The organism is Paenibacillus chartarius, assembly GCF_042432825.1.
GTDB classification, from domain to species: domain Bacteria; phylum Bacillota; class Bacilli; order Paenibacillales; family NBRC-103111; genus Gordoniibacillus; species Gordoniibacillus chartarius.
In genome coordinates this window covers 121,653-147,416 of the sequence record NZ_JBHLWN010000060.1, presented here as the reverse complement: position 1 = coordinate 147,416, position 25,764 = coordinate 121,653, and the positions used below count along the sequence as shown (strand labels likewise).

Genomic DNA, 25,764 nt, shown 5'->3' with positions numbered 1-25,764 from the left:
CGTTCTTCAGGAAGTATGCCTTGTTTCAGCCTCAAAAGCCCCCTTAACTCCGAGAGTCTATGGTATTTTACATCTTTAAATTAACTATAAATTCAATGAATAAACCAAAATATTATAAAATTTCACACTAACCAAAAAAAGATACTGGTTCGAAGCAAAGTTAATCTCTTTCACTGATGCACTTTACTGAGAAGGGATTTATTATCAGACATCAAGTTCACTATCGGTAACGCCTTACGCTAACTGGATACGATTGCACGGAGATGGAACGATCCATCGATTGGTTCGTTTCTCCGCTCCGCTCAACTATCGGGCAGATTAACGCAACTTTCCAAGATTTGGATTCGTACCTTATAATGGCGGGTAAGCCGCGAACGGTTTATTCCGACATTTTTATTTGATTTGGGGTGGTTTTGTGGAAGTGGTACTGGCTTTACTCTTCGGCGTACTACCATTATTCTACCCTCTACTAATCACATCTGGCGTTATTTTTGTGTATGCGCTTACTAAGCGGTCCTGGAAGGCAATGACGATAGGCAGCGTATTACTATTTCCTGAAGTATGGTATTTTAGTGGTTATCCCAACTTACCGTGGGTAAAGTTTGTACCTTTGTTGCATATTATTCTCGCAGTATTTTTTTATAAAAACCAAAAACCCGCTGAACTATCGGGAGGATAATACAACCCGATAATTGAAATTAATAACAATGCCTGATATGAGGAGGGTCAATGTGCAAACAGTGATTCCTGCATTTCGTATTACCGACTATGTAAAAAGTAAGGCCTTCTACGTGGAGGGAATGGGCTTTAAAATCGACTGGGAACATCGATTTGAACCGCATTTCCCGTTCATTTTTTTGTTCCAAATGTTGATAGCTGGTACAACGAATTAAAGGGCAAAAAGGAAATCCGTATTGAGCCTCCCAATGAGGAACTTAAAGGGCTTCGCATGATGAAAATCGTGGATCCAGATGGTAATCAATTACGTGTCTGCACTCTCGTTTGAAAAAACCTAATGGTTATCGGATTACGTCTGAAAATTTAACCACCTATCCATGAAAGTATGGCTACGATCAATAAACCGGCCCACCCGGGATGCCTGCCTTTTGTACCGATAAAGACTAAAGCTGAGCCTGCGAGCATAGAGGCAGCTACTATATTTACCAGTAACGAGTACGTACCTTCGTGCGGTGAGTGACGTGCAAGCCAAAACAGGAGGAGAGCCAGCCCCCATCCAAAGGCCGTAAGCGCATGCCAAGTAGCCCAGAGAATACGCACATTAGATTCCTTTAAAACGCTGCCACCATCCGTCGGTATGAAGCTATTGCGCCTCATCTTGCGGAAAATCAAAACCTCACCTAGAACAGTGTGGATCAGGCCAACCACAAAGGCAATGATTGAAGCACTAAAGATGAACCAGTTCATATTGAATCCTCCAGTGGGTTATTTGGTTTTCACTACAGCTTACCATAATTTTATTGTTGATCATGCTATCAGTATGATTAATGTGTGACAGCACTAGAAACACAAAGATTCAGCTATCTGGTAGTGTTAGTTTAATCAAAACAATAAAGGAGCTGCCGCGGCAACTCCTTCGCTTCTTCTCAAAATCCCGTTTTTTCACCTTAGGAATAATTCCTAAAGTCGCTCCGCCGCCGAAAGATGTTCAAGCAGCAGCTGCAGCTTATCAACATGCGCTTTGCTCCGTTTGAACACATCGTCAATAAGCGCGGCGCTTTGCTCATCTAATTTCCCATGAATCTCTTCGTGCGCACGGTGAATTCCGTACTTGTCCTCTCCCTTTAGAGCCATCCGTAAAATGCCTTCCGGACTTGCAGGAAAGCCTTTCAACTCCGAAACCCATTCTTGTATTTGCCCTCCGATCCCGAGGTTGTCGGGAGGATTACCGCCAAGCTCTTGGATTCGCGCGGCAACTCGGGAGGCCTGACTCTTCAAATCCTGTTGAATATGCTGAAGCTCTTGTTTGAGGTAGGCATCATCCATATTTTGAATGAAATGATCGTAAGCGTGAATGCCCATATACTGCCCTTCTAGGAATTTAGCTAGCTGTTGAGCCGAATCGGTCAACTGTATCGTCGTCATCCATCGCACCATCCGATTCATTGGAATTGGAACACCGTTCCTAGGATGGCTCTGCTCCCCTGTCTCTATACCCCAGCGGGAGTGCCGTCGGCGCGCGCGAGCTCGTGGTGGAAATACTGCCGGTAGCGCCCCTTCATGGCAGCGGCATGCGTGTACGATTCTAGCGCCTCGCCAATTCGGCAATCGCGTCGGAAAGGTACACCGTACAGCCCGGCTGCGCCTTGCGCGCTGCGGCGATCATCCCGGCCGCCACGTCGCGCGCATGAATCGGCTTGTACCTCGCCAGCGGTCCCGCCATGGCAAACGACAAGCCTCGGGACAGTACCGCGCCTACCCGTTCGCCGAGCCGAAATTCCGCTCTCTCCCCTAGAAGCAAGGACGGACGGAACAGCGAGAGCGTCGGCAATCCCAGCCCGCGCAGCGCCTCCTCCAGCTCTCCCTTCACCCTGCTGTAAAATATCCGGGACCGGGCATCTGCTCCCATCGAGCTGACGACGAGCAGCTGTCCGGCGCCTTGCCGCTTCGCGAGCCTTCCCAGCTCCAGCGGGTAGTCGTAATCGACTTTGCGGAACGCCGCTTGACTGCCCGCCGTCCTGATCGTCGTCCCGAGCGCGCAGTAAACGTCGGCTTCTTTCATATCTATACCCGCCGCCGACTCCTCCAGCCGCTCATAATCGACCCTAAGCTGCACTAGCGAAGGATGTTCAATCGCCAGCTCACGGCGCACTAACGCAATTACCTTTCCGCAGCTGCCCCCGGCCAGCAGCTGCCGCACGAGCTCCTGACCGACAAGTCCCGTCGCGCCTGCGACCAAAGCGCTCCTATTTATCGTCATCATCTATCCCCCTTTTAGTTCCAGCTCAAACCATCTTTCTCTTTCCCATCGGATCGCCTATACTATAATCTATTCGCATTCCGATATTCAAGGAGCTGTCTGCTTTGGAACTACCTGCTTTAGATATGCTGCTCTTTCTGGTCGTCACCGGCTTCGTCGCTGCGTTCATCGATTCGATCGTCGGCGGGGGCGGACTCATCTCCGTACCGGCGCTGCTCTTCACCGGCTTGCCGCCGAATCTCGTGCTCGGCACGAATAAGCTGGGGGGGACGATGTCGTCTCTTACCAGCACGATCTCCTTCCTCTTCTCCGGCAAAATCGACCGCAAGCTCGGCATGCGCTTGTTCCCGCTGTCGTTCCTCGGCGCGATCGGCGGGACGTATCTCGTACACCTAGTACCGCCGGAATTTATGAAGCCGCTTGTCGTCATCCTGCTCGCGGCCGTGCTTATATACACACTGCTCAAGAAAAATTGGGGCGGCTCCGCTTCCTTCGCCGGCCTTACCGGCTGGCGCGCGACGGCTCTTGCCGCAGGAGCGCTGGCGCTCGGCTTCTATGACGGGTTCTTCGGGCCGGGTACGGGATCGTTCATTATTTTCATGTTTTTGTTCTTCGGGTTCGACTTCGTGGGGGCTTCAGCCAACGCCAAGGTGCTGAACTTCGGATCGAATTTGGCCAGCTTGGGGACGTTCATCGCGCTGGGCTCCGTGAATTGGTATTACGGCCTGCCGATGGGCATCGCGATGATCGGAGGTGCGCTCGTCGGGTCGCAGCTAGCCGTGCGGAAAGGGACCGCCTATGTGAAGCCTCTGTTCATCATCGTGACGACGATCTTGATCGGCAAGCAATTGTGGGGGGTGCTCGCCGGATGAGCGAACGGACAAGTGCCGATTTGCACGGCGGTTTCCGATGAACGGCAACAAAGGCCTTTCCTGTGCGGGAAGGCCTATTTGCCATTTGGCGGCTTCTAGAACAAAGCGTTCCAAATATGCTCGATGCCGACGATGAAAAATATCCACACGCCAACGAGCATGTGCGACACGGACGCCCCCAGCAGCGAGCCTTGGCGCGAGTACATCCAGCCCCAGAACAGGCCCGGGAAGAAGGTCAGCAGCGCAAAGGTCAAGTTGACATGCGAATGCGCTGTCGAGAACATCAGGTTCGACAATATGATGGCGACCCATATCCGGCTTCGCGATTCCGGAAGAAAATTTTGCAGGGCGGATTGGATGCCGCTGCGCGAGATGAACTCCTGAACGGGACAGAACGCCGCATAGGCTATACCGTAAATGACAAACGTCGCATCGAGACCCTTGCCTTCGAATACGGACAAAATGCTGAACACTTGGTCGTCGATATCCGGATGCGTGAACAGCACATACCACTTGAGTAGCGCGATCCCGGCGAGCAGCGGCAGCGTCCACAGCACCGATTGCCAGATAACGCGTTTCCAGTTGCGCAGCGTCAGGCCGAACATATGAAGCGGATAGCCGCTCTTCTTGATCATCACGAACATGACAGTGGCCATGAGCGCCAATATCGCGATGGATATGAGATTGGAGCCGAAATTGATGACCAGTGCGTTGAGCGACTTTAAGGCCATCGTATAAATACCGAGCATAAACAGCAGATTGACGGTAAACAGCCCCATCGCGACCCGGGCTTTGCTCGTTTCCAGCTCCTTCTTCATCGCGCCGACGGTGATATCGTTCGTAGAGCTCAGCTTGCCGGATAACGCCCGCGTAATGTTGCTGAGCAGCTTGATGTATACCGAATCGTACTCACGCTTACCCGCCATCCGGTCAAAATTGACTTTAATCAAGGTCGATTTCTCGGTCGTTCGCACGGTAGCCGTCCGTTTGACATTGCCTTCGACGATGGACGTCTCGCCGACACAGTTCCCGGCGCCGAGCGTAACGATTTGGTACCATTCCCCGGTCGCCCGGTTTTCCTTGACGATCTCCACAGCGCCGCGTTTGATCAAGTAGAGCGACTTGTCTTCGTCCCCTTCCCGGATGATCGTAACGCCCGCCTCGCATTCGATAAGCTCCGTCACGGCCGCAACCGCGCTCATCTCCTCGCCGTTCACATGCGCAAACAGCGGATTCGCTTGGATGAACGCCAGGATCGATTCAGCTTCCTTCATATTCACGAGAGTGCTCCTCTTCTTGGCAATGGGATCGCGTTATTAGCGGGTGACGTCTTCGATCCGAATGGAACGCGTATGGACCGTGTGGTTCCAGGACTTGTTCTTGCTGGTGATGAATCCGATGAACGTAATCGGAAACCAAGTGAACTGAAATACCGGGAACAAAATGAGGCCCCAATACGACTTGAGCGGCTTCCGTTCCAGAAACATAATCAGCGGGAACTGCAGGAACAGCACCAAATTGAGTACGACCCAGCCCCAGGCGGGAATCATGCGCAGCAATGCGAAATGGGTATAGAGCGGCGTTGCCAGCTGCAAATACGTCATCACATAGACGGCGGCGCCGATCATAAACCGGATAGGCTGGAACAAATACAGGGCGATGTCCAGATGGAACATCTTTCGGGTTCGCAGCGCTCTTAGCAAGAGCGGCTTGAAATACATTTTGGCGCATTCGGTATGTCCCCTCATCCAACGCACCCGCTGCCGAATGGAGCTCCAAAGCGTGATCGGCTTCTCGTCGTAGACGATCGCCCTGCCCGCCCAAGTTGGATAGATGTCGTTTTGAACACAGCGGGCGGTAAATTCGACGTCCTCGGTCAGCGACGTCGCGTTCCACCCCATCTCCTTCAGCAGCTTCGCTTCGAACACCATACCCGTGCCGGCCAGCGTGCTCGGCAGCCCCCAGTTATACCGGGATTGCTGCCACATCCGGTTCAAGAACCAATACGTAATGGCGTACGACAGCGAAACCCAGGAATCGTACGGATTTTTCGTATCGACATAGGATTGAATGACACAATGGCCTTCAACGAGCTTATTGTTAATTTCCAGTAAAAATCGGGGGTCCACCAAATTGTCCGCATCGAGAACGACAACCGCATCATACTGCCGTTCCCGCTCCCACAGCCGCTCCAGCATCCACTCCATTGCGTACCCTTTGCCTCTGCGGGACGGGTCGGTGCGAACCATGGCGTGCACGCCGCGTTCGGCGGCAATCGCCGCCGTCCGGTCCGTACAGTTGTCGCAAATGACAAAGATTTCGTACATATCCTGCGGATAATTCAATTGACGTAAATTATCCAGCAGCGCCCCGATGACCTTCTCTTCGTTGTGGGCTGCGACGAGAATCGCAAACGTCCGGTTCGGCTTGTGCTGCGTCTGGACTTCTTTATTTTTCTTTAAACCGGAGACGCTGACGAAGAGCTGGTAGATCATAACCGCGAAAATCAAAAGCTCCGCCGAGCCCGAGACGATATTAAAAAACAGCTTCATGGTCGTTTCCTCTCCAACTTAGGGTGTATGCCCCCGAAATGACAGCGCTATGTCCAGTACATGATTGTTTTCGTCAAACGATGCGATATCGCTCTTCCCATTGCCGTCGAAATCGGCCGTAAACGCTATGCGCTCCTTACCTTGCGCCCAAGGTCCGAAGTCGTTGTCCAGCTGCCGGAATTGGCCGTCTTCCGTCTGCTCGTATATGCGCCACACGCCTGCTGCCGCCTCATATTCGATCCAATCGGCCCGGCCGTCGCTGTTCGTGTCGGCCTCCAGCCCCTGTACGCTCCCGGTCGGCCTCGGACTCGGCGGCAATGCCGGGGGAACAGCCTTCCCTACGCGTCCCGCCCCCGCCACCAAGCCGGTAAGGCTTGCCGGCAGCTGCTTGTACTCCGACGGCTCCGCAAACCGGCGATCTTCGGCCAAAGCGGCTCGAGCTTCGCCTGTGCTCCGGTTATTGGCCAGCAGATCGTCACGGCCGTCTCCGTTCACATCGTACAGCAGCAGCTCCTCCTCCGGCGCGAAGACCGCCTTCAGCCACACTTCCGATGCCTCTTGCGGACGGTTGCGGGGTCCTGTATACGTTCCCGGAATGACCAGGATGCGATGCTCCTCGCGCACGACGACGTCGGCATGCCCTCCGCCGGTTACGTCGCCAAACAGCAAGCGATCCGCCTTCGTCCCCGGAGGCAGTGTAACCCGATGCGCCGGAGTAAACGGCACGATATCGTGGAGCGACATCCAGCGGTAGCCCTGCTGCCGGAAGCCGCTGAGCAGCCGGTGCAGCGGCGACGCCTCGGCACCCGGTTTGTACCGGTACAACGGCAAGCCGTCCTGCTCGAGCGGCATTCCCTGGCTGCTTGTCGCCTGCTCCAAGTGCGAAAACTCAAGGAAAGGATGAAAATACAGCGACGCCAGCCCGTTATCCTTGGCAGCCTGATCCAGCTTCCGGTCAACCGACGCCTCATCGCTCACATATTTGAAAGGAGCCGGAATGTAAACCGAGCCGAGGCTGTCGCCCTCATAGCTGTTGACGCTGTCATACGCAGTCAAATCTTTGAAGGAGCGAAGCGAGAACAGATCCGGCTGATACAGCAGGCCGATATACGAACGAAACACGCGCTCCTGCTCTCTTGTATCATCGTAATGCGGCGATTCCCAGAACGCCGGCCGAAGCCCCGCTCCGGCAAAGGCGGCGAAGCTGCGGCGGATGCGTTCGGCCGCATAGTCGGCCTCGTAAGTCTCCGGGATTTCCTTCACCTTGAACTCTGCGCCTGTACCGGATACGTGGCCGTCGTCCGGCCTGGCCGATTCGCCGGCTTGATGGCTGTACCCGTGCATGCCCAGCACGCCTCCCGACCGCTGCGATTCTTGCAGCAGCCTTACGAGCGATGCCGTAACGAAGTCCGGGTTTGGATCGTCGATTCCGCGCTCTCGCCACGATCCGTCCGGGGCCGTGCTCATCATGCGCGGTATTACGGCGATATGATACGGAATTTGCTCTGCTTTGATAAAATCCAGCACGGCGCGCAGCTTGCCGAGCCCTTCGAGACTGCCGTAAGCTCCGCCCGGCCCGATGTCCTCCAAGCGCAGCATCGCGTGACGCTTATTGACGTTAGGAAAGCTATTCGCGCCTGTGAAAGTTACTGTACATATTGCCGCCCCGGTACCGAGCAGCAGCACGGCAGCTCCAACGGCTGCCCGTATCCACCATCGCCGCTTCAATCTGATCGTTTCCCCTACCTTCGGCTCATATCATCGTGAAGACCCATGAACTTTTCGACATTTTTCGTTATAACTGGAATTATACCACTATATGAACTCGGGCGACTATAGAAGATTCGGCAAAAAAATAGGCGCTAGTAAGTGCCGAAATCGACACTCCTAGCGCTTACGGACTAGAAATATTTACCTTAGTAGACCTTGTAGGTTTGGCCTGTTTGCGCCCCTTCGACGCTTTTGCGGTAAGCAAGCGTAACCCGGGACAACGGGACAGGCTCAAAGCCGGCAAAATACGGTCCGTACGTTTCGATAGATTCCTGTACGACATTAGGGCTTACGTTGTTGATCCGAATGCCGCGCGGCATCTCAAGCGCTGCGGAACGCACAAACGCCTGCACCGCCCCTCCGGCCATCGCCGCGGACGCACCGCCGGCAACCGGATCGTCCATGAGAATGCCGGTCGTCAGCGTAAAGCTGCCGCCATCGTTCACATAGGGCATGCCCAGCAGGACGAGATTGATCTGGCCCTTCAGCTTGCCGAGAACGCTCAGCTCGTTGCGTTCCGGCGTCAGCTCCTGCAGCGGACCGAAGTATGTATGCCCCGCCGTGCTCACGACCGCATCGACTTTACCGACGGCGCTGTACATCGCTGCGATGCTGTCCGCCGAAGCCATATCGACCGTCACATCCGCCTGGCGCCTTCCGCTTCCGGCCGCAATCACTTCATGCCGCTGCGACAGCTCGCTCCGCACAGCGCTTCCGATCGTCCCCGTCGCACCGATCAGCAGTATCCTCATCAGGCTTCGCCCTGCTCGGACCACTCCGTAACGGAGTATCCGATGCTCTCGATGGCGCCAACCGCTTCCTCGATATTGCTTCGCTGCGGATCGAGCGTCACCGCTGCGGTCTTAGCGGCAAAATCCACCTGACAGCTGGCGCCGTCCAAGGCGTGTACCGCCTTCTCAATTTTGGCCACGCAAGAACGGCAGCCCATTCCTTCAACATGTAACCGATATGATTGCTTGCTCATTTGCAGTCGCTCCTTTTTTTGTTTATCGCTCTTCTGTATACCCCCACCCCGTATGTGGGTGCATAAGTATCATACGATACCCCTATATGGTATGTCAACAGTGATCATCGAGATGTTGTCTAAACCATCAGCGAAACATTTTGCAGGGACGATAGTCATATATTGTAAAATTTCGCGTCATTTGGAGGGACCCTGGTGAAACCACGAAAGAATGGTTCATGATAGACAGTGACAAGCGAGTCAACATATCGCCCTCTAGTTAATGTGCAAAAAAAAGAACGGAACCCTAAACAGCGGGCTCCGTTCTTTAGCTGCATCGCTGCAGCGCCGTTACCGTTCCGTCCGGAAAGACCGGAATGTGCTTGAGCTGATTGCGTCTGAATTCCTTCTGCGGATCGACGACCTTATGCGGATTGGCCACGTCTCCGATGTCGTCCCATTCGCAGCTGATCCCGTTCCCGCCCAAATGTCCGGCAAACATCGGGCAGCCTTGGCAGAAGCTATCCTGCTGTTCCTGGCCGAGCACGACGACACGGTTGCGCAGACAGCAATATACCTCCCCGCTTTCGTTGCGGTAATTGTCATGGCGAATCATGGGCATGTCTGCTCACTCCTTGATGTGAAAATTGCGTGTAATTGCATTATATGCGGCTTGTGTAAAAATGATGTCGGACATTTGTAAGCGTACGTATAATTTTTGCCCGAGGCTTGTTCGGACGTACAGATAAAAACCACTCCCTGCCAAGCGGAGTGGTTTCATCATGCACGTATTCTCTAGGCCGGGACTAATCCCGTTTGACCGTAATGCCCCAGATCGAGTCTTTGCGATAATGAGCATGCTGCCGAAGCGACTGCAGGCCGGCGTCTTCAGGGTAATGCTTTTCCAAATATGCGACGAACGCCTGAACGAAGCTGATCTCTCCATTCAGCTTGTTATAATCGCTCGGATACCGCTCCATGACGGATAACGCTTCTTTCCACGAAGGCAGATCCTGTGGCGAATCCGCATGGCCGTTGTAAGCTTCAGTGAGCCGCTTCAGCTCGGCAGCCGCTCGCCCGGATGGACTTGCCGCTTTCAGCTTCGCTCTGAGCAAGAGCAAGACAGCCAAGGCGATGCCGATTCCGATAATCCATCCGTACTGCATAACCAATTCCATCTGTTCTACTCCTGCATTAAAGCGATTTTCTACTTTTATTCGCGATTCGAGCTCCGTCCTCCTGCTGTATGTGTCATTGTTGGAGACGGTAGCGTAAGACAACGTTCCCTGAAGCAAATGCTTTGGCTTCGATCAGCATCAGTCCGAACCGGTCGACATATTCGAACAGCGGTTTACCTTTCCCGGCCACTACCGGCGTCAGTATGAATACATATTCGTCGATCAAGCCTTCGCGGGCAAGCTGCTGCACGATCGTACCGCTGCCCATGACCATGATATCGGTTCCTTCGCCTTCCTTGAGGCTTCTTGCTACATCGCCTACCGAGCCGTTGTATCGCTTCGTATTTGCCCATGTCAGTTCGCCGGTTTCTTTGGAAAACACGATTTTCGTCATCGCCGTAAGCTCTTCCGCTACCGCCCTCATAGACTGGGGCGCTTGGGGATTATGCAGAATCGGCACCCAGCTCCGCTCGAACCCCCGGTACGTCCGCCCTCCCAATATCAGTGTATCCAAAGTTCCCCTGCCGGAACGCAACGCGACATCCACTTCCGGATCATGCACGAACCAGTCCATGCCGAAGGTTTCCTCATTCAAGCTCGCAAAATAACCGTCAATCGAAATCCTGTTCAACATTATGATGCTTCTCGCCAAAGTCGATCACTCCCTGCGATTGGATTATGACCATCATACAGAGATGCTCGTCTGTTGAATTGTATAATCCCGTCGTTCCGGGCGCCGCTGCCCGTTGACGCAAAAAAACCGCCGAAGCGCGATGCGGAAGGAATAGGAATGCCTGCCGTTAGGTGTAAGAAGCCCCCGTTTCGTCGACGTGAAGCCCTCTTTCTTGCATCGTCAAGCTTTTGGGGTTAATGAATGAGAATCTTTTCATTTCCCTGATAAAATGGGATTGATCAAAATAGTTCAATTGATACGCAACATCCGCCAACCGGTCGAACTGTCGTGACTTGAGCAGGCGTATCGCTTCATTAACCCGGATGAGCCTGATGTACAATTGCGGCGGCATGCCGACTACGCGGGCAAACCGCTTCTGAAATTGCCGCTCCGAGATCGGAAAGTCGGACAATACGCGACGCACCGAAAGCTCGGCAATCCGCTCCCGCATATACGTCAGCATCTGTTCGATCAGCTCGTCTCTTTTGTTCGTTTGCTCCAGCCTTTCGATCAGGAACTGTTCGATCAGCGTTACCCTTTCCGTGTTCGATTGGGTTAACAGCATGGTTCTCTCCAATTCTTTCGCCCCGAACTGCTCGGGCGGCAAGCTGCCGCCGCGCAGCGTGGAAGCGTCGAAGCCAAACAACGAGTACAGGGCATGCGATTTGAAGACGACCTGTATCGTGGTAAAAGGGATCGCTTTGAAGTGCATCACACTCGGCTCCGAATCCTGACCATGCAGGAATAAGAGCGGTATTTCGGTTTGCTGCGCCCTTCGCATGACAATTCGTTCGATAGCCGCCGTACCGTCCTTGGCAAGCTGGAACACGATCCCGGGATAGCCGCTTGGACATACGCTTACTTCAGCCGCTACGCTGCCCGGGTGCGTCGTGACGCGAATGCTCTCGACATCACGCGATAATTGAGGCGAAGGCTGCAATAGGGAAAATTGTATTGCGTTCATACGCGTTCGACGTCCATTTTCACCCCGTTCCTGACTATTTCAACGCCTTCTAAGTTGGACATGCAGCCAGATTCGAATGCTCACCTTTCACCCGGCACTCGCTCGAACTGCGTCCGATACAGCCTCGCGTATAAGCCGTTCAGCGCAAGCAGCTGGCTGTGCGTCCCCCGCTCGACGATCCGTCCGCCATCCAGCACAAGAATGCGGTCCGCCGTCAACACCGTCGACAGCCGGTGCGCAATAACCAGCGTCGTCCGCTCGCGCATCAGCTCCTCAAGAGCGGCCTGCACGTACGCCTCCGATTCGGAATCGAGATGCGACGTCGCTTCGTCGAGAATGAGGATACGGGGGTTCTTCAGCATCGCGCGGGCGATGGCGAGACGCTGCCGCTCCCCGCCGGACAGCCGATGGCCTCGTTCGCCCACCGCCGTATCGTAGCCGCGCGGCAGCGCCGCAATGAAATCGTGTATATACGCTCTGCGGCACGCCTCTTCCAGCTCCTCCTGCGACGCATCGCTGCGGGCAAACCGTAAATTTTCCGCGATCGTCGCGTGAAACAGGAACGACTCCTGCGTCACATAAGCGATATGGGAGCGCAGCGACTCCAGCCGGATATCGCGCAGGTCCCGCCCGTCCAGCTCCACACTCCCGCCGGTCGGATCATACAGCCGCGCCATTAAGCTGATTAACGTCGATTTCCCGGCGCCGCTCGGACCGACGAGCGCTACGGTTTCTCCCGGCCTCGCCTCGAACGAAATGCCGCGCAGCGCCTCCTTCCCGGCAACATAAGCGAACGTCACATCGCGATAGGCGATATGCCCTGCCACTTCCCTCATTGCGGCAGCATTCGGCCGGTCCGTAACGTCAGGCTTCAAATCCTCGTACTCAAACAAGCGCTGAAATACGCCCAGCGCCGTAGCGACTTCGACGTGCAGGTTCAGCAGCGTGCCGACCGGCCCGTACAGCCTCCCGACATAAGCGGTAAACGCCACGATGCCGCCGATTGTCATCGTCCCGTTCATCACCGCATAACCCCCGTACAGGAAGATGAGCGCCGTTCCAAGCGGCCCCAACAGCCCCAGCAGCAGGCCGAACCACCTTCCCACCAGATTGAGCCTTAGCTCCAAATCCATTACCTGCTGGTTCATCGTTTCGAATTCCCGTTCCTGCTGGACCTCCCGGCCGAAAATCCGGGTCAGCAGCGCCCCCGACACGCCGAAGATTTCCCCCAGCAACGTCGACATTTCACCCCGCACCTTCTGCGTCTCGCCGCGCAGCTTCCTGCGGACATTGCCTACCTTGCGTACCGGCAGCACGAACAACGGGAGAATGATCGTGGAGAGCAAGGCAAGCCGCCAATCCAGCGAAAATAAAATGGCCAGCGTCGTCACGACGATGACGATCTGAGTAATGGACGAGACAACGGTGTTCGTTACGACATTTTGCACCGCCTGGACGTCGCCCGTCAGCCGTTGAATCACTTCCCCCGACCGGGAGGCCGTAAAGAAGGCCATCGATTGCCGCTGCAAATTGCGAAACAGCGATCCCCGAATATCCCGCATCACGGCCTGCCCGACCTTCGTGTTGAGATGGTTTTGCCACAAGCCCAGCATGCCGCTGATGACCGGGAGCGCCACCATCAGACCGACCAGCCCAAGCAAACCGGACAGTTCGCCGCGCGGAATCGCATGATCGATCGCTTCCCGCATGACAAGCGGCGGGATGAGCCCGATTACCGCTCCCCCGAGAGCCAGCGCCAGAATGGCCGTCATCTGCCCGGCGTAGGGACGGAACAGCCGCAATATGCGAAGCAGCGACACTTCCTTGAAGCTCGCCTTGCCGCCGCGCTCCCCACGGCCTCCGCCGCTCGGAACGATGCCGCGCATCGATGAATCTCGCACTGGAATACCCCCTCCGATCCCGAACTCGGCTTCTATGAACTGTATTATACTTGCTTTACCATCCAAATCCATGATAATTTAGGTAGTACCTAATAATTTTAGTTAAAACCTAATAAGTGAGGTATATGAAACGATGATCGTCTGGATGCTGCGTCAGCTGATGGCGCAAAGAGGCATATGGTCAGGCGCCGCTCTGCAGCGCCTTCTTCTGGAGAAGGCCGGCTACCGGCTCTCGGCGCCTTCCATCTCCGCCCTGATCACGTCGCAGCCGAAACAGGTCAAAGCCGAGACGATGGACGCGCTGTGCACCGCACTCGACTGTACGCCGAACGATTTGTGGGCGTATACGCCGCAGGCTGCCGCCAGGACGGAAGGAGCGTAACCGATGACCGTCAAAGCGATACTCCCGTTCGGCGATCCCATTCTCCGTAAACGAGCCAAGCCGGTCGAGCAAATCACTCCGAAAATCGTGAAATTGTTGGATGATATGAAAGAAACGTTATACGCCAAAGAAGGACGCGCCGGGCTGGCTGCCCCGCAGGTCGGCATTCTGCGCAGAGTCGTCGTCATGGATTGCGGGGACGGATTGATCGAGCTGATCGATCCGGAGATCGTTCACAGCAGCGGCGAACAATACGGCGCGGAGGCTTGTCTCTCTTATCCGGGCTTCTACGGCAACGTGACCCGGGCCATGCGGGTCGCCGTTACGAGCTTGGACCGCCACGGGGGTACGTTCCGCCTCGAGGCGGAAGGGTATTTGGCGCGGTGCATCCAGCATGAAATCGATCACTTGAACGGTATCCTGTTCATTGATCATGTCCGCGAGCCATGGCTGTACCGGGAAGACAACAACGCAGCGGTCCCGCTCCTCGACGTGCTGCGTTTATCCGGACGTTAACGGGGAAGCACGCGAATGATCGCATCCGCCAGCTGCTTGGCCATCGTCATGACCCGGTATAGCGAAGTGCTCTGCAGCACCTGGATTTGCCGCGGGCCGTCGGCATTGACGAAAGCGGCGACGGCGTAGTCGCCGACGACCGGCAGCGACTTGCCGACCGACTTGCCGGGGCAGAGAGGCTGATTCGACACTTGAAACAGCCCGACGGAGGCCGGCTGCCCGAGTCCCGCATCAATCGCGATGACCGTTGCTTCAGGGGGAATTTCCGCCGGTATGCGGGCTGCGAGATTGCTCGCGTCGCACGGCTGCTCCAGCGTACCGATGACATGCGGGTAACCGGCCTCCTGCAGCATCGTACCGACCAGCGGTCCCAGTGCATCGCCGGTGGAGCGGTCCGTTCCGATACAAACGAAAGCGAACGGCCCGGCGTTCTCTCCCTGCTCCCGAAGCACGCTCATGAAAAATTGGTCCAGCTGTTCGCCCTTCAGCTTTCGCCAATACTCCTTCCTCTCTTCATCCTTGTCCGTCATACGCCGTCCCTCCTTCACACCGGCTGAATGCAGCCGGCTTTCGTGCTATAATGCGGTCATCAGCCGCATTCGATACTCGTTATTGTTCCATAGGAGGACCTCTATGTCTATACTTGCCTTGCTTTCCATCCTGATTGCCCTGTTCTGGCTGCTGGCCACCGTAGACGGTCTGCGCGGATTGCGGACGATCGGCGAGCTGCCGGAAGACCGGCTGCTGCCTAAGGAGCCGCCGCTTGTCTCCGTGATTCTGACAGCCAAGGAGGAGGAGGACAGCATCCGCGACACCGTCCGCCACCTGCTCGATCAAGATTATCCCCGCCTTGAGATCATCGCTATTAACGACCGCTCCCGGGACGGTACGGGCACACGGCTCGACGAGCTGCGCCGCTGGTCCGAAGGCAAGCGGGAGCTGGAGATCAATCTCCGCGTCATTCATATCACCGCGCTGCCCGAGGGCTGGCTCGGCAAAAATCATGCTCTCTACCAAGGCTATTTGCAGTCGCGCGGATCGTATCTGCTGTTTACGGACGCCGACGTCCGCTTTCATCGCAGCGCGATCCGCAAGGCGGTCGCCTATGCGCTTGGCGGCGGCATCGACCACTTGACGCTGTCCCCATATTTGCGAGCCCGCAGCTATGCGCTGCGCAGCTTTATTCATTTCTTCCTGTTCGCCTTCTCGCTTGCCGTCCGGCCTTGGCGGTCGAACGACGACAACAGCCGCCGGCAGGGAATGGGCATCGGCGCCTTTAATCTCGTCAGCCGCACGGCCTATGAGGCGATCGGAACCCACGCCGCTCTCAAGCTACGTGCCGACGATGACCTTGAGCTGGGCAACCGGCTGAAACGGAGCGGCAGCCGGCAGCGGCTCCTGAGCGCGTACCGGCTGCTTGAAGTAGAGTGGTACCGGTCGCTGAAGGAAGCTGTGCACGGCTTCGAGAAAAATATGTTCGCCGGCTTCCGCTACAGTACGCTGCTGGCGCTGCTGGGCTGCCTCGGTCTCGGCTTGATTTTCATCGTTCCGGTACTCGGTCTGCTGCTCGCTCCAAACCTGTACCTGAAGCTGATCTTTGCCGCTTCGCTGCTTGCACAAGGGTATCTGTACGCTCGCTGCGTGAAGGCGCTGTCTCCCTATTCCGCTTCCGATGTGTGGATGCTGCCGTGGAACGCGCTTCTGATGATGGGCGTGATCGTTCGCACGGTAGTGCTGACGCTGAAGCAGGGGGGCATGTACTGGCGAGGCACGTTTTATTCGCTCCGGGACCTGAAGCGTATGCGCGAATGAATATGCCCTGAACGGTTAGCCGGTCCATTCCTCGTATGCAAAGCATGAATGACGGGCACAAAGAGCAGTTATGAAACGAAATGAATAGATAGCCGACGCGAGTTTCCCGGCCAATGATATGCCGCTTATTGAGCTCAGCGATATGTAAATCTATACCGGGGCCTCCCGCGTCAGGGATGGCCTCGGCTTTTTTATGGGGGCTTGGCTCGGCTGATGCGGTTCGTTAACGATTTTGAAGGCCTTATTTTACCGCTAATGCACTTTTCCTTCAAAATAGCGGACTTTGGCGGTACTATCGAATGTCAATTGATGTAATTGGGCTTGATTTTTCCTGATTGCCGGATTATAACGCCCTCAAAGAGGCTGTCGATTCATGCCTGCATACTTTGCAGGAATCATTCGCACAGCCAGCTTGCCTGATTCCGGTTACTGCGAAAATGCGGGCATTTACGCTGCCGATAACCGGCGAATGAGCAAAATATCTGCACTTTCGCATGAACGAGCATCAAAAGCCGCTGGTTGGATCAGCGGCTTGACACTTCAGATATATTCCCATACCTGGTATGGTCCGCCAGAACCTCTTTCAGCTCCGAAAGCGTCAGCGGTTTGCTGAACAAGTACCCTTGACCGTAATCGCAGCCAAGCTCCTGAAGCGTTTGAAGCTGGGCCGGCTTCTCTACGCCTTCGGCCAGCACCGTCATCTTGAGACTCTCCGCCATCGCCGTGACGGCGCCGACGATCGCCGAATGCTCGGTCGTGCTGATGAACGATTTGTCGATCTTTAGCGTATCGATCGGGAACCGGTGCAAATACCCTAACGACGAATAGCCGGTGCCGAAGTCGTCCAGCGCAAGCGACAGCCCCATGCGTTTGAACGCCTCCAGCTTCTCCATGACCTGCTCTACCTTGTACATCGCCATGCTTTCCGTAATTTCCAGCTCCATACGATCCGCCGGAAACTGCTGTTCCCTCAGGACGTCGCCTACCAGCCGTACGATGCCGGCATCCCGAAACTGTACGCCGGACAAATTGACGGCCACCCGCGGAATGCTGTAGCCTTCCGACCTCAAACCGCCGATTTCCCTGCACGCCTGCCGAAGCACCCATTCGCCGAGAGAATGAATGAGTCCCGTTTCTTCAGCTACCGGAATAAAGTCCAATGGCGAGATCATTCCCCGTTCCGGATGACACCACCGGATGAGCGCCTCCACTCCGACAATGTTCAGCGTTCGAAGATCGACCTGCGGCTGATACACGAGCGTGAACTCCTCCCGCTCCAGCGCCTTGCGCAGACCGTTCTCGAGCTCCAGAAGCGACATTCCGCGCTCGTTGAGCTCATAGCTGTACATTTGAATGCTGTCGCCGCCCCGTTCCTTCGCCACGTACAACGCCGTATGCGCATATTGAATCAGCAGCGATTCTTCATGGGCATGCACCGGATAGACAGCAATGCCGATGCTCGGCGTCACATGCAGCTCCTGGCCATCAAGCGCAATCGGATCCGACAGTACAGATACGATCCGTGCCGCAACCGGAAGTGCTTCCTCCGCTTGCGACAGCGCAGGCAGAAGCAATGTGAATTCGTCTCCGCTAAGCCTGGCTAGCACGGCTGTGCCGCCGACTGCTTGAATGCGCATCGCGACTTCCTTGAGAACCATATCGCCATAGGCATAACCGAGCGAATCGTTAATCGTTTTGAACCGGTTGAGATTTACGAACAAGAGGCCCAGCTTGCTGTGATGCCGCTGCGCCTCCTGCAAGCATAGCGACAGCTTGTCATGGAACGCGCGCCGATTCAGCAGCCCCGTCAATGCGTCATGATGAGCCATATGGTCGATAAGCTCTTCGGCATGCTTGCGAACCGTCGCATCCCGGCTGGATACGATAATTTTGGCGACATTGCCATGCTCGTCCAGGATAGGCTCGCCCTGTGCATCAATGACCAAATGATAGCCGTCCCTATGAAAGAACCGGAATTCGGACGTCGCCGGCTTTCCCGTTTCCAGAACATAACGAATCCGCTCCAATACTGGGGACACATCGTCGGGATGGACGAACTCCAGCGCCGACCTGCCGACAATCTCCTCCGGCTTGAGGCCCAGCACCATCTCATAAGACGGGGAGCAGTACAGCAATCGTCCTTCCCTATCGATCAGGGTAATCAGATCCGACATGTGCTCGGTAATGAGCTTATATTGCTCTTCGCTTCGCTTCAGCGCCCGCTCCGTTTCACGCTGCAGCGTCACGTCCTCGGCAACGACAAAGTGTCCGATCCGCCGGCCCTGCTGAACAATCGGTACATTCGAGACCGCCAGCTCCACTTCATGACCGTCGCGATGGCGTAAGCGCAAATCGTACGTATCCCTCTGCTCGAGTATGCCGCTGCCGGAGCGAGACCACTCCCCGGAGGCGCCGGGGGCGGCCAGAATCGTTCGGATAAAGCCCTCCGCTGCGAATTGTTCCGCCGTATACCCTAATGTCTCGACGGCTGCCCGGTTCACTTGGCGGATACCTCCGCGGTTGTCCAACCAGAAGACCATGTTCCGATTGTTCTCGAACAGCGACATGTACCGCTGCTCCAGTTCCCTCGCCTGACTCCAAATTCGGCGCTGTTCCTCGTAATAGACCGCGAGCAGCACAGCGATGACGAACACAGCGAAGATGCTGACCCACATCGTAATTGTATAAGCATGTATGATATCGAACAGGAAGGGTGCCCCATGCGGATGGGCCGCTCTGTCGGCTATGCGGGTGACGTCCATAATACCGATATGCAGGAGGAAAATGGACCCCCCGAGCAGCAGCCCGCGTGTCGTCGGCATGCGCAGCGCAGTCTCCCCGTTCTCCGACGGACGGATGTTGAACAGCAGCTCCGCCGTGCAGCCGGCAGAAGCGGCCAGGATGAACAGGACGATGATGTCCGGCTTGTAGCTAAGCTCAAAGGTCACGTTCAATGATTGCATCGCCACAATATGCATGGTCCCGTACCCGCACCCCGTCAATAACCCGGAACCGATAAACCGGCTTCGGCTCGGCCGTACGCAAGCAAGAAGGTAGGATGCGCATCCGACAGCCACCGCGACGAACAGCGACAAGATGATCCAAGCCAGTTGGAATTGCGCAGGGCCGCCGGGCAGGATCGGCATGGCGATGAAATGCATGGACCATAACCCTAACCCGAGCGAGGCGCCGCCCGTAATCATTCCGATCAGGCGGGAATGGCCTCCCAATGATAAGGAACGCCGCAAGATCAATATATAACTATAGGATGACAGCAAGGCGATTAACAACGATAAGATGAGCAGCTGTCCGTTATAATTATGTAAAATGGTATGCATACCGTCACCCGGCTTTAGTGGAATCTAAGATGTTCTGCAACCGGCAAATGACAGCGATTGCCCTATCGATACGATACGTTCCGTGCTTACGAATGGCTTGACGACGGCAGATGACGACGGAACAGACACACGGTCAAGCAGAACCAGACGGCACCGGCGGCATAGCTGCCGATAACATCGCTCGGATAATGCACACCGAGATAGATGCGGCTGATCCCGATCGTAACGATCATAGTTACACAGCCGATCAGCAGCAGCAGGCGGTTGCGGCGGGACGATACGTGCCGCCACAACAGGAAGACGAGCGTAGCGTACAGCGCAAACGCCTGCATCGCATGACCGCTCGGAAAGCTGAAGCCGTCCGCCTCGACAAGACGGTATATATCGGGCCTTTCCCGTTGGAGCCATAATTTCAGAAGCTTGTTTAGCCCGTAGCTCCCCAGCAGCGAAAAGACGAAGAACAGCAATTCCACGCGAAGCTTGAGCTTCAGGTACATAACCGCCAGAATCGCCAGACAGATCGCGATCATGACCGGTGTGGAACCGATCCACGACAGCGCGATCATGACGGTTGTCAGCGCCCGATGCTCCCAGCCTTGTACGGCGGCAATCACGGCATGATCCCCTGGCACGGCGGACGCTTCGGTCATGAACCAGGCGAGCAGCCCGAACATCAGGGCCGCCCCCGAGCCCACCAGCATGTACGGCAAACGATTTTCGCCAATCAATGCACTCACCTCAATGAATACTTACCCTACGTATACTCCATCGGACGTACAAACTCCTTTTGGAAACATTCCAAAGCTCTAGACCAAATGAACAATCGAGGTGATATCCGGTTTCGTATGAACTTTCAAAATGTGCCTTTGCGCATCGTGCGTCACCGTGCCTCCGCCGACATGCAGACTCGGCTGCGAGCCAAGACCGTAAAACAGATCGTCCGCCAGCGTACGGACGCATTCCTCCTGCTCTTCCCCCGAAAGGTCGTTCCAATCGTCCTTGGTCATCTCGAAGCAAGTGTACAAATCATCGATGCTGCCTAACGCCTGTGTAAAATCGTTAATAATATCGCCGTACTCGCGGCCGAATTTTACGCCCATGGAGCAGATCGCCTCTTTTCGTTTAAAGTGGTTACGAATAGGTTATTCTTAGACAGCCAGCCTGATGAGCCCGAGCACAAGCCCGATCAGGAAACCGCAAACGGCGCCGTTCACTCGAATCCACTGAAGATCTTTGCCGACTTTGTCTTCGAGCATCTCGATCAGGGTTTCGTTGTCAAGCTTGGCAATATTGTCGCGCACAAGCTGTCCGATCTTCGCATGATTGGCCTCGATAAGCCGGACGAGCTGTTCCCGCATCCAGCTGTCCGCCTTCGCCTGCAATCCGGTGTCGGCGTGCAGTGCGTCGAGCAGGCGGTCGATCAAAGGCGCCAGCGTGCCGGTCGCGAATGCCGGATCGGCGAAAGCCGTCAGCAGGCGCTCCTGCAGACCGGACAGAAGCTTCGCGATCGGACCTGTCAAATCCAGCTCCTTCAGCTGCTCCCGCTTCCACTCCTCAAGCTGGGCAATCAGCTTCTCCGAGCGGCTGAGCTCCTCGATCTGGCGGCGAATGAAACCGAGCGCTTCGGCGCGCCGCGGATGCCCCGCCATGCGCAGCTCGAAGATCAGCCCCATGCCGAAGTTCTGTATAATGCCCCCGAGCTTGTCTTCGCTGAGATATCCCATGAAGGCGTTGACCGCAAACTGCATGAAGCCGCCGAGGTCCAGCTTCGAGAAGGCGCCCATCGCAAGCGTGCCGAGGCTGTCGCGGGTTTCCGGCTTGACAAGCCATTCTTCCGCCTTGGCGAGCAGAGCGTCGAGCGCCAGCTCGTCCACCTGCCGGGCGAGCGCCTGCTCGCCGAGCCGCTGCAGCAGCGGACGGACGTCGACGTCCTGCAGCGCCCCCTTCGCATGCTCCGCGGCGAAGGGCACGATCACGTCGAGCGGCGCAAGCCGCACGGCGTGCTGGAGCGCCGCCGCTCCCCAGGCGGCAAGCTGCTCGCGGGATGCGCTGCGCTCGAGCGTATCCAGCAGCGCTTCAGTCAGACGCATGCCGGACAATTTATCGGTAATACTCGCTTTGCTGAGCAGATCATTCTCTACCGTATTCACCAGCGCGTTCGTAACCCGGTCGCGGTTGCGCGGCAGCAGCGCCGTATGCGGGATCGGAATTCCGAGCGGATGGCGGAAGAGCGCCGTCACGGCGAACCAATCGGCGAGGCCGCCGACCAGACCCGCTTCGAAGCCGCTCTGCAGCACCGTTCCCCAGGCCGCACCTGCCGGCAGCAGGAACGATCCGGCGAAGCCGGCGCCCATGATTCCCAGCGACAAACTAGCAATATGCTTTGTTTTCTTCTCCATGCAGACAACCTCCACGACGCTAACGACAAATCGTTTATTTTACCCATTGTAGCAAAATTTGACGAATTCCACACATCGGCAGGCGCCGTTTCTTCTGCGTTGTACTTCACCGACCAATTGGTCTATACTTGACGCGATATGAAATCCAAAGCAAAGGATCGTGAACGCATGTCCATCTCCATGACCGAATCGCTCGAGAAATATGCGGAGACGCTGCTGCGCATCGGCTTGAACGTGCAGCCGGGTCAGAAGCTCGTCATTGACGCACCGCTGTCCGCCGCCAATTTCGTACGTATCGTGACGCGTCTGGCTTACGATATCGGAGCGTCGCAAGTCCATCACGAGTGGTGGGACGATGAGCTGGCGCTGATCCGCTACCGGCACGCTCCCGAGAGCTCGCTTGGGTATTACCCGGAATGGCGTGCGAACGGACTGGCGGAATACGCCGAGAACAACGCCGCGTTCCTGTTCGTGCAATCGCCGAACCCGGATCTGCTTAAGGACGTGCCGGCCGACCTCATTGCGAAGGAAACACGCGGCCGTGCGGCAATCCGCAAACGATTCCTCGACTATACCCGTCTTCATCAAGTAAGCTGGCTGATCGCCGCTGTGCCGTCACCGGCTTGGGCGGCCCGTCTGTTTCCCGGGCTGCCGGCCGAACAAGGCGTCGCCAAGCTGTGGGACGTCGTCTTCAAGGCGACCCGGATCGACCGGGATGACCCTGTCGGCGAGTGGCGCAAGCATCTCGATACACTCCATGCGAAGACATCGAAGCTCAACGCGATGCGCATTCGCAAGCTCCACTATCGCGCCCCGGGGACGGATTTGTATATCGAGCTGCCGGAAAAGCATATATGGCTCGGCGGCGCCAAGCCGAACAAGTCCGGCACGCCGTTCGTCGCCAACATGCCGACGGAGGAAGTGTTTACGATGCCGGCCAAACACGGCGTGAACGGTATTGTCCGAAGCACGAAGCCGCTTAATCACGGCGGAAGCCTCATCGAGGACTTCTCGTTCACGTTCAAGGACGGCCGGATCGTCGATTACCGGGCCGGGAAAGGCGAAGACAAGCTCCAAACGATTCTCGACACGGACGAAGGAGCTTCGTACCTTGGAGAAGTGGCGCTCGTTCCGTACCGCTCTCCGATATCGCTTATGGACATCGTCTTCTATAACACCCTTTTCGATGAGAACGCATCGTGCCATCTCGCCATCGGCAACGCGTATCCATCTACGCTCGAAGGCGGAGTAGGGCTGTCGCCGGATCAGCTGAAGGCGAGCGGAGCCAACGTCTCGATGACGCACGTCGATTTCATGATCGGCTCGGCGGAGCTCGATATCGACGCCGAGCTGCCGGATGGCAGCACCGTGCCGCTGTTCCGCCAAGGCAATTGGGCCTGATCGCGGACGGTACTGCCGGGTAGAGCCTGATGGGCACCTCCATCATGTCGAAAATAAAACCGCCGCCCTCTTCTGCTTGCAGCAGAGTCGGGCGGCGGTCATTTTCCGTTGCGTTTGATCTACAGCTTGAATCGATGCGCCAGCTTCTGCATTTCCTCGGACATCCGGCTCAACGACTCGGAGGAAGCCGCAATCTCTTCCATGGATGCGAGCTGCTCTTCCGTAGACGCCGATACGGTATGCATCATGTCGTTCGACAGCGATGACATGGACTCCATCTCGAGCAAGGAGGCGGCGACTTGCTGCGAGCTTGCCGACATTTGCTCCGCCGCGGCGGAAGCTTCCTGCACCTGATCGACGACGCTGCGGGTCGCCTCAAGAATGCGCTGGAACGCCTCGCCCGTGCTGCGGATCGATTCCACGCCGGCTTCGACCTCCTGCTCTCCTCTATGCATCGCTTTGGTGGCCACTTCGATGTCGCTTCGTATCGCTTCTATCAGCTCTGCGACCTGCATAGCGGACTCGTTCGAACGCTCCGCCAGCTTCCGTACTTCCCCAGCGACGACAGCGAACCCCTTGCCTTGCTCTCCGGCCCGGGCGGCTTCGATCGAAGCGTTGAGCGCGAGCAGATTCGTCTGCGACGAAATATCGGTAATGACCTGTACGATATCGCCGATCTGCTGCGAACGCTCTCCCAGCTTGCCGACGATGGACGCGAGATCGCCGACCGTCGCATTGACGTTGCCCATCTGCTCCGATGATTGCTCGATCAGCGCGTTGCCCTGCTCCGCTTCCTTGAGCGTCATGACCGAAGCTTCATACGCTGTCGATGAAGTCGTCGCCACCCGTTGGATGCCGCCCGCCATCTCTTCCATGGACTTTGCGCTCTCTTGAATGCTGCGTGCCTGCGTCTCGTTGCTCGTTGCAGCCTGCTGTACGGCTTGCGAGATTTGCGTCACGGCCTCCGTCGTTTCCCCGATCGCCTGCGACAGCTCGCCGGACGCCTGGGCCAGCGTATCGGAGCTGCTCAGCAAGCCGGAAGCGAGCTGCTTCAGGTTCGTGTACATCGCTTCAAAAGATACGTACAAGTCGCGGATTTCGTCCTTGTTCTTCACCTTGAAGTCCGCCGTGCTGAGATCGCCGGTGGCAAACTGCTTGGCCTGGCGCGACAGCTTTTTGATCGGACCCGAAATATGCTGCGCAAACAGCGTCGCGATAATGCCGCCGAGTACGAGACAGATAATGATCGTCGTCAGCACCGTTTGGAAAATCCGATCCGCCCCCGTGTTATAATCCTGCATATACGAGCCCGCGCAAATAATCCAGCCCCACTGCGGAGTCGACAACGAGTATGTAATCTTGAGGGCCTCTTCGCTTGAATTCGGCAGCGGCCAATCGTAGAACGTAAATCCGCCCTCGGCCTGCTTCCCGTTGTCAATAAGCTCTTTGACAAACAGCCGCCCGTCGCTCGTCTTTTCGTTCATAATATTTTGGCCTTCGATACTCGGATGGGCAAGCTCGTCCCCTTTATCGTTAAGAATGAAAAAATAGCCGTTCTCTCCAAGATCGATATTCGTGTTGATCGGACGTTTGCCGTCAGCCCCTTTTACGCCGAGCAGCGCCTTCTTCACTTCCTCCTGCGCCGCCTCCCTGCTCATGGTACCGCTCTTTTCCGCTTCCTCGAACATACGCGCCAGCTCGACGGCCATTTTCACGGAATTGCGCAAGTTGCTTCTGATCAGCTCGTCGCTTTCGGCTACTGCCTGCTTGTAAGACATGCCCCCGACCGCAAGAGCCGGATAAATCATTAAAATGAGCATGCTGAGCATCAGTTTGGAACGAATGGTGAGGCGCCATGCTGATTTTAACTTAGCCATGTTGATTCCCTCCACATCGAGTGCTATATCGTCCATTGGAATTTGGTTCCATAGGCTTATTAGTATTCGATTATACAGGAAGAATCGACAAAAAGCTCGCCAATTTTGTAAATTGCGAGTTATATCTTAATACTTTCCTAACAAATTTGCAGGGGACTAAATGCTTCGTTACCGTTGCGCCATGACCGATTCGTTGACAGCAATGAGATCCTTGTCTCCATCGCCGT

General features: G+C 56.0%; 25 protein-coding genes. 6 read left to right on the top strand and 19 right to left on the bottom strand.

Features of this window, described 5'->3' with window-relative positions; all coding sequences use genetic code 11:
- Nucleotides 1-731 precede the first annotated feature (731 nt).
- On the top strand, nucleotides 732-893 hold the full coding sequence (locus tag ACFFK0_RS14960; RefSeq protein ID WP_377471067.1) for a glyoxalase superfamily protein: 162 nt from the start codon (nucleotides 732-734) through the stop codon (nucleotides 891-893).
- 148 nt (nucleotides 894-1,041) lie between these two features.
- Here the strand turns inward: ACFFK0_RS14960 and ACFFK0_RS14955 are convergent, their stop codons facing one another.
- The 3 genes from ACFFK0_RS14955 to ACFFK0_RS14945 form a co-directional block, all read right to left on the bottom strand.
- A complete protein-coding gene (locus tag ACFFK0_RS14955) occupies nucleotides 1,042-1,425 on the bottom strand; it encodes a hypothetical protein (RefSeq protein ID WP_377471066.1) in 384 nt (127 codons plus the stop codon).
- Between the two features lie 213 nt (nucleotides 1,426-1,638).
- Entirely contained in the window at nucleotides 1,639-2,088 is a 450-nt protein-coding gene (locus ACFFK0_RS14950; protein ID WP_377471065.1) for a DUF2383 domain-containing protein, read from the bottom strand.
- Between the two features lie 175 nt (nucleotides 2,089-2,263).
- Nucleotides 2,264-2,941, bottom strand: coding sequence for an oxidoreductase (locus ACFFK0_RS14945; RefSeq protein ID WP_377471064.1), 678 nt, complete (start codon nucleotides 2,939-2,941; stop codon nucleotides 2,264-2,266).
- Between the two features lie 101 nt (nucleotides 2,942-3,042).
- On the opposite strand from ACFFK0_RS14945, the gene ACFFK0_RS14940 reads away from it, so the two are divergent.
- Nucleotides 3,043-3,810 (top strand): sulfite exporter TauE/SafE family protein, encoded by a 768-nt coding sequence (locus ACFFK0_RS14940; RefSeq protein ID WP_377471063.1) that lies wholly within the window; start codon nucleotides 3,043-3,045, stop codon nucleotides 3,808-3,810.
- Nucleotides 3,811-3,905: 95 nt separating this feature from the next.
- Here the strand turns inward: ACFFK0_RS14940 and ACFFK0_RS14935 are convergent, their stop codons facing one another.
- The 10 genes from ACFFK0_RS14935 to ACFFK0_RS14890 all read right to left on the bottom strand — a co-directional run bounded on the left by ACFFK0_RS14935 (nucleotide 3,906) and on the right by ACFFK0_RS14890 (nucleotide 13,812).
- Nucleotides 3,906-5,084 (bottom strand): cyclic nucleotide-binding domain-containing protein, encoded by a 1,179-nt coding sequence (locus tag ACFFK0_RS14935; protein ID WP_377471072.1) that lies wholly within the window; start codon nucleotides 5,082-5,084, stop codon nucleotides 3,906-3,908.
- A 42-nt stretch (nucleotides 5,085-5,126) separates the two neighbouring features.
- Nucleotides 5,127-6,362 (bottom strand): glycosyltransferase family 2 protein, encoded by a 1,236-nt coding sequence (locus ACFFK0_RS14930; RefSeq protein ID WP_377471062.1) that lies wholly within the window; start codon nucleotides 6,360-6,362, stop codon nucleotides 5,127-5,129.
- Between the two features lie 18 nt (nucleotides 6,363-6,380).
- A complete protein-coding gene (locus tag ACFFK0_RS14925; protein WP_377471060.1) occupies nucleotides 6,381-8,090 on the bottom strand; it encodes a DUF2334 domain-containing protein in 1,710 nt (569 codons plus the stop codon).
- A gap of 188 nt (nucleotides 8,091-8,278) precedes the next feature.
- Complete coding sequence (locus ACFFK0_RS14920; RefSeq protein ID WP_377471058.1) at nucleotides 8,279-8,884, bottom strand: short chain dehydrogenase; 606 nt, start codon at nucleotides 8,882-8,884, stop codon at nucleotides 8,279-8,281.
- Entirely contained in the window at nucleotides 8,884-9,117 is a 234-nt protein-coding gene (locus ACFFK0_RS14915; RefSeq protein WP_377471057.1) for a heavy-metal-associated domain-containing protein, read from the bottom strand. The genes ACFFK0_RS14920 and ACFFK0_RS14915 overlap by 1 nt, the downstream gene beginning before the upstream one ends.
- Before the next feature lie 307 nt (nucleotides 9,118-9,424).
- Nucleotides 9,425-9,718 carry a hypothetical protein gene (locus ACFFK0_RS14910; protein WP_377471056.1) on the bottom strand — a complete coding sequence of 98 codons (294 nt, stop codon included), beginning with the start codon at nucleotides 9,716-9,718 and terminating at the stop codon, nucleotides 9,425-9,427.
- A gap of 184 nt (nucleotides 9,719-9,902) precedes the next feature.
- Nucleotides 9,903-10,274: a hypothetical protein gene (locus ACFFK0_RS14905; protein WP_377471055.1), complete on the bottom strand. Its 372-nt coding sequence runs from the start codon at nucleotides 10,272-10,274 to the stop codon at nucleotides 9,903-9,905.
- A gap of 73 nt (nucleotides 10,275-10,347) precedes the next feature.
- Nucleotides 10,348-10,908, bottom strand: a complete 561-nt coding sequence (locus ACFFK0_RS14900; RefSeq protein WP_377471054.1) for a dihydrofolate reductase family protein — start codon at nucleotides 10,906-10,908, stop codon at nucleotides 10,348-10,350.
- Nucleotides 10,909-11,074: 166 nt separating this feature from the next.
- The gene (locus ACFFK0_RS14895) at nucleotides 11,075-11,911 is read right to left on the bottom strand and encodes a helix-turn-helix domain-containing protein (RefSeq protein WP_377471053.1); all 837 of its coding nucleotides are present in this window, start codon (nucleotides 11,909-11,911) and stop codon (nucleotides 11,075-11,077) included.
- 80 nt (nucleotides 11,912-11,991) lie between these two features.
- Entirely contained in the window at nucleotides 11,992-13,812 is a 1,821-nt protein-coding gene (locus ACFFK0_RS14890) for an ABC transporter ATP-binding protein (RefSeq protein WP_377471052.1), read from the bottom strand.
- A 133-nt stretch (nucleotides 13,813-13,945) separates the two neighbouring features.
- Here ACFFK0_RS14890 and ACFFK0_RS14885 point away from each other — a divergent pair, with 133 nt between their 5' ends.
- Nucleotides 13,946-14,194, top strand: a complete 249-nt coding sequence (locus ACFFK0_RS14885; RefSeq protein WP_377471051.1) for a helix-turn-helix domain-containing protein — start codon at nucleotides 13,946-13,948, stop codon at nucleotides 14,192-14,194.
- A gap of 3 nt (nucleotides 14,195-14,197) precedes the next feature.
- The gene (def, locus tag ACFFK0_RS14880) at nucleotides 14,198-14,710 is read left to right on the top strand and encodes a peptide deformylase (protein WP_377471050.1); all 513 of its coding nucleotides are present in this window, start codon (nucleotides 14,198-14,200) and stop codon (nucleotides 14,708-14,710) included.
- Here the strand turns inward: def and yyaC are convergent.
- Nucleotides 14,707-15,240, bottom strand: coding sequence for a spore protease YyaC (gene yyaC / locus ACFFK0_RS14875; protein WP_377471049.1), 534 nt, complete (start codon nucleotides 15,238-15,240; stop codon nucleotides 14,707-14,709). The genes def and yyaC overlap by 4 nt on opposite strands.
- Before the next feature lie 103 nt (nucleotides 15,241-15,343).
- On the opposite strand from yyaC, the gene ACFFK0_RS14870 reads away from it, so the two are divergent.
- A complete protein-coding gene (locus ACFFK0_RS14870) occupies nucleotides 15,344-16,522 on the top strand; it encodes a glycosyltransferase family 2 protein (RefSeq protein ID WP_377471048.1) in 1,179 nt (392 codons plus the stop codon).
- 524 nt (nucleotides 16,523-17,046) lie between these two features.
- Here ACFFK0_RS14870 and ACFFK0_RS14865 read toward each other — a convergent pair.
- The 4 genes from ACFFK0_RS14865 to ACFFK0_RS14850 form a co-directional block, all read right to left on the bottom strand.
- Nucleotides 17,047-19,860, bottom strand: a complete 2,814-nt coding sequence (locus ACFFK0_RS14865) for a bifunctional diguanylate cyclase/phosphodiesterase (RefSeq protein ID WP_377471047.1) — start codon at nucleotides 19,858-19,860, stop codon at nucleotides 17,047-17,049.
- A gap of 86 nt (nucleotides 19,861-19,946) precedes the next feature.
- On the bottom strand, nucleotides 19,947-20,597 hold the full coding sequence (locus tag ACFFK0_RS14860) for a phosphatase PAP2 family protein (protein WP_377471046.1): 651 nt from the start codon (nucleotides 20,595-20,597) through the stop codon (nucleotides 19,947-19,949).
- A gap of 69 nt (nucleotides 20,598-20,666) precedes the next feature.
- Nucleotides 20,667-20,960: a hypothetical protein gene (locus ACFFK0_RS14855; protein ID WP_377471045.1), complete on the bottom strand. Its 294-nt coding sequence runs from the start codon at nucleotides 20,958-20,960 to the stop codon at nucleotides 20,667-20,669.
- A gap of 48 nt (nucleotides 20,961-21,008) precedes the next feature.
- Nucleotides 21,009-22,259 (bottom strand): DUF445 domain-containing protein, encoded by a 1,251-nt coding sequence (locus ACFFK0_RS14850; RefSeq protein WP_377471044.1) that lies wholly within the window; start codon nucleotides 22,257-22,259, stop codon nucleotides 21,009-21,011.
- Nucleotides 22,260-22,433: 174 nt separating this feature from the next.
- On the opposite strand from ACFFK0_RS14850, the gene ACFFK0_RS14845 reads away from it, so the two are divergent.
- A complete protein-coding gene (locus ACFFK0_RS14845) occupies nucleotides 22,434-23,660 on the top strand; it encodes an aminopeptidase (RefSeq protein ID WP_377471071.1) in 1,227 nt (408 codons plus the stop codon).
- A gap of 119 nt (nucleotides 23,661-23,779) precedes the next feature.
- Here ACFFK0_RS14845 and ACFFK0_RS14840 read toward each other — a convergent pair whose 3' ends face one another.
- The gene (locus tag ACFFK0_RS14840) at nucleotides 23,780-25,537 is read right to left on the bottom strand and encodes a methyl-accepting chemotaxis protein (protein ID WP_377471043.1); all 1,758 of its coding nucleotides are present in this window, start codon (nucleotides 25,535-25,537) and stop codon (nucleotides 23,780-23,782) included.
- Nucleotides 25,538-25,764 lie beyond the last annotated feature (227 nt).